Source organism: Bradyrhizobium sp. 45 (assembly GCF_023073155.1).
Taxonomy (GTDB): Bacteria; Pseudomonadota; Alphaproteobacteria; order Rhizobiales; family Xanthobacteraceae; genus Bradyrhizobium; species Bradyrhizobium canariense_D.
Genome location: NZ_JADPIX010000029.1, coordinates 1 through 3,598 on the forward strand (window position 1 = coordinate 1; position 3,598 = coordinate 3,598).

General features: G+C 58.4%; 3 protein-coding genes and 1 pseudogene. 1 reads left to right on the forward strand and 3 read right to left on the reverse strand.

Going from position 1 to position 3,598, the window contains the following annotated elements; genetic code table 11:
- Positions 1-329 precede the first annotated feature (329 nt).
- Positions 330-920 (reverse strand): RNA ligase family protein, encoded by a 591-nt coding sequence (locus IVB42_RS04860; RefSeq protein WP_247397950.1) that lies wholly within the window; start codon positions 918-920, stop codon positions 330-332.
- A 1,164-nt stretch (positions 921-2,084) separates the two neighbouring features.
- Here IVB42_RS04860 and IVB42_RS04865 point away from each other — a divergent pair.
- Positions 2,085-2,243 (forward strand): hypothetical protein, encoded by a 159-nt coding sequence (locus tag IVB42_RS04865; protein ID WP_247469790.1) that lies wholly within the window; start codon positions 2,085-2,087, stop codon positions 2,241-2,243.
- Between the two features lie 710 nt (positions 2,244-2,953).
- Here the strand turns inward: IVB42_RS04865 and IVB42_RS04870 are convergent.
- Together IVB42_RS04870 and IVB42_RS04875 are read right to left on the reverse strand one after the other, a co-directional pair.
- Entirely contained in the window at positions 2,954-3,220 is a 267-nt protein-coding gene (locus tag IVB42_RS04870; RefSeq protein ID WP_247393429.1) for a hypothetical protein, read from the reverse strand.
- 16 nt (positions 3,221-3,236) lie between these two features.
- Positions 3,237-3,598, reverse strand: a pseudogene (locus IVB42_RS04875) (hypothetical protein); the annotation flags it as partial.

The following is a 3,598-nucleotide window of genomic DNA, read 5'->3' on the forward strand; positions in this document are numbered from 1 at the left end:
CGTCGATCTCATCCTTCGGCCGCCGCCCCAGCAGTGCCCATATTGCCGAAAGAAAATCCTTGAAAAACAGCGGCGAAAACACATTCTGCCAAAGTAGTGCTAATAAGAACAACAGCCGAACTGAGGGATCGCGCGAAAAACTCATCCATTCAAACTGTGCCAGTAACAGGCGGACGCCCGGCTTACTATGAACTGGCGAGCGGAAGGAGCGGCTAAGAGGCTAGAACTTCCGCAGTGGGTCACAAGCCGCCCGATTACGCGGAAGGCCGCAGACTTCCGCTTTGCCTTGATAAGCCGACGTGCGTGCTGCCAGATTTGTTTGCCACCGATCAAAGCTCCCGCGACATCGCCGGATGCGTCCGGTTCTTGACCTTCACCCAATGCTTCTGCCGGCCGCCGCGGTATGGCCGATCGCGGTGCTTTGAGACTATGCCCTCAAGACCCATGCGGCAGGCGGCGCGGTACAGGTCAGGCCCGATCTCGCCCCGCTCGAAAGGCGCCACGGTGATGCCGTCAGGTCGGCGCGCCAGCAGTCTCTGCAGGTTTGTCTTTCGTAGGTGCAGCGGTTGGCCGCGAAGATCGTCGCCGCCCACGGCGAGGATGTCGAAGGCGTAGAGCTGCACCTCGTGGTCGTGCTTGCGCGAATGCAGCGCATTGAAATCGGAGATACCGTCAACGCCGAGGATCACCGCTTCGCCATCGACGACGAAATGCTTCTGCCGGTTCTTCAGTGCGGCCTCGGCGATCCACTGGTAGCGCTTGGTCCAATCGGTACCGTTCCGGGAAAGCAGCCGCACGCGTTCGTTCTCCCGGATGACGAGCATCCGGTAGCCATCGTGCTTTACTTCATGGATCCAGTCCGGCCCTGCGGGGACCTGCTTGCTGGCGGTCGCCAGGCAGAGCTCGTATGTCTTAATCATGCTCGAGCAGATAGATAGCTCGACGCCAAATTGCCAATCCCTGGTTCGCTCCACGGAATCCGCAGCTTGCATTCAAAGGCATCGCGCGATTAAATATCCGATTAAATATACAATTAAATATATTAAATGCTGGACGAGGTTTAAATTTGGATTATGATGGCGAGGCTTGGCGCCGGACGAACGCGTCAAGGACCTCAGAGAAGCGGCCCCATCATCCTGCCTCCTGCCCAAGCCCCCAAAGGATGTAAAGGCCGCTTCTTTGGGAAATTGGGAGACGAATCATGCAGCTCCTGTCATTAGGCGATTTGTTTTTCATCTCCGCAGCAGCCGGTACGCTCCTACTGATCGAGGTCGGAGTTTTGATCATTGTGGGCGTGATCTGAGCCGGACGTTTTCCGGTCAATTTCAATTTCAGCGCTTCCAGCGCGCGGACTGCACTTTATGCCATCGTTAGAGTCTACGCACTTCAGCACAGAGCTTTCCGAGCAGCGCTCCCATGGTCGTGGGCGTGCGCATGCTGCCTGCCTCTCTTCCACTCCTATTGAGAGCGCGAGTGGGCGGAGAACCATCAACGGCATGCCGGAGGTCGCGAATGACAACGCGGGCACCTGGCCTCTGCTACCGTTTCCTGATGGCTGGAACGCCACCTGTTGATCGGTGATGCGGCTGGTCCTGCGGTGCTCAGCACGTAGCAGGCGGGCGCATTTTGAAAGCTTTCGATTGCCCACCATCCGCCGGCTCCCAGGTCGGCGGGCTCTTCATTTGAGCGAAAGCCGCGCGTTGCACTCGGTGGGTGCATCTTGACACCAGTTAATGCAAAGGCTGTACTGGCTATATTCTACCGCGTTAGCGGCCTCGCAGTTTTTGTGTGTGTGTGATTATTTTAGGGGCGTTCCATGCGTAATTGTGCTCGCGCAGATGTCCTGCGCCGCCAGTATCTGGATGCACTCATCTCTGAACTTTCCGAACTCGAAGCCCTTCGCAACCGCGTGCTCGAAGCTGAGCAAAGAAGGATTGGCACGCCGCACCGACGGCGGAGAGGATCAGTCAGAAGAACAGCTAAAGTTCGCGGGCGCCGCTAACCTTCTGCGCTCCACAGACGACTAGTTGCCAGCTTCCCCTTGTAGGCCCAAGCTACATACAATTCGTGAGTCGGGGGGATTCATGGAACGGAAGCCGTTTGAGGGCATGTCCCTCGAAGAACTGTGGCAACTCCACAGCGTCGTTAATGACATTCTCGCCGCGAGACTCGTGGCCAAGAAGGCAGAGCTTGAACGACGATTGGAGCTGCTTAACCGGGACGACAAGCCGCTCAATTCATAAGGTCGTCTGGATCCTCGCGGCCCCCCATGTTCACGCTGGCGGGCTCTGTGCTAGCACCACGGGTGCCGTGCCGATCGTGCGGAACGTTGCGGCGTCGGTCGCAGGAGCAGCCTCTTAGCCGTTCCTGCGACCTTCACTTTCGAGGCTCCGGCGCTCTGATCCGAAATTGAATAGGCGGCCGGGAGCATGGGGGCTGGAAACCAAACCATGCCATGGCACTCCCGTAGTTGTCCCGACTCCATTATTGGAACGGGGTGTTCTACTGTGAGAACACCGGCGCGATTTAATACCAACCAATTTCAAGCTGCCCGGGATGGCCGCAGTGGGGCTGGAACCACGCTGCGGCCTTTCCCTTGCGCGAACCCATTTCTTTTTTGACCCGTTCTGAGGGGCCAATATTTTCTGCGGGGGATTTGTGAGCATTCAAAGTATCGTGGCGACTATCTTGGAGCGCGAGCTGGCAGCGCGCGGCGTGCAATCATTGCGGCATTCCGATTGCATGGAGATAGTGGAAAATCTAGTCGTCCGCTTGAGGGAGCTGGACCAGGAATTGGCCGCACGAAACATCCAGCCAAGCTAGACCTTCCCGCCATCGCAAGAGAGAGACGGCCCCGGCTTCAGGGGGGCTTTTAAGGTTAGGCCGGGGCCGCTCCGCCAGCTCGGGCGGCGAGCCAGCGCGGATTCAAGCGGAAACGCCCCCGGCAGGTTCCTTAAGGCGCCAACAAATCCTCGCCCGGCGTCAGCAGCCGCACGTAGGTACCGCTCTCGTGCAGCTCCAGCCAGCCCTTCTCGACAGCACACCTGATGCCGGCGCCGAACTCTGCGCCGCTTGCCTTGAGCGTGTAGAGGAAGGGGTAATTGATCTTCTCGATATGAATTCTGCCGTCCTGTACCGCCTCGACGCCCGAAACCAGCTGAACGAGCTTACGCGCGGCGACTTCCGGATTGGCAAAAGGGCGTTCGGTGACGTGCTTCATCGCTGGAATCAAAACCTCAAGCGCCCATGCTTGGCCTGAGTTGCCCGCGGCTGTCATGCCAGTTCGGCACGATATGCACAGATCCTGCGGCGCCGCATGCCGAGCAGACCATGCGCAAGCCGACGCGCGACCACGGTTGATCCTGCGGGAGGGTATCGAGCCGCACGTCCACTCTGCGATCGCAGCGCCCGTTCAGGCACTGGATGCTGCAGGTCACATGCCCGTCAGCCAACCATTCCACGGGGCTGCGGGGCGGATAATGGCCGGCCCATTTTGTGTATCGTAAGCGCGAATTTCCCTGCACCTTTTGCTTTTGAGTGCTCTGATGCATGAGGTGTCCACCAAAATAGGTGGACACCTTGTGATGGCAGACGATGA

Bases quoted from the DNA above. Each gene is read 5' to 3' on its own strand.
- IVB42_RS04870 (WP_247393429.1), bottom strand. From the start codon at position 3,220: ATGAAGCACGTCACCGAACGCCCTTTTGCCAATCCGGAAGTCGCCGCG.
- IVB42_RS04865 (WP_247469790.1), top strand. From the start codon at position 2,085: ATGGAACGGAAGCCGTTTGAGGGCATGTCCCTCGAAGAACTGTGGCAA.
- IVB42_RS04860 (WP_247397950.1), bottom strand. From the start codon at position 920: ATGATTAAGACATACGAGCTCTGCCTGGCGACCGCCAGCAAGCAGGTC.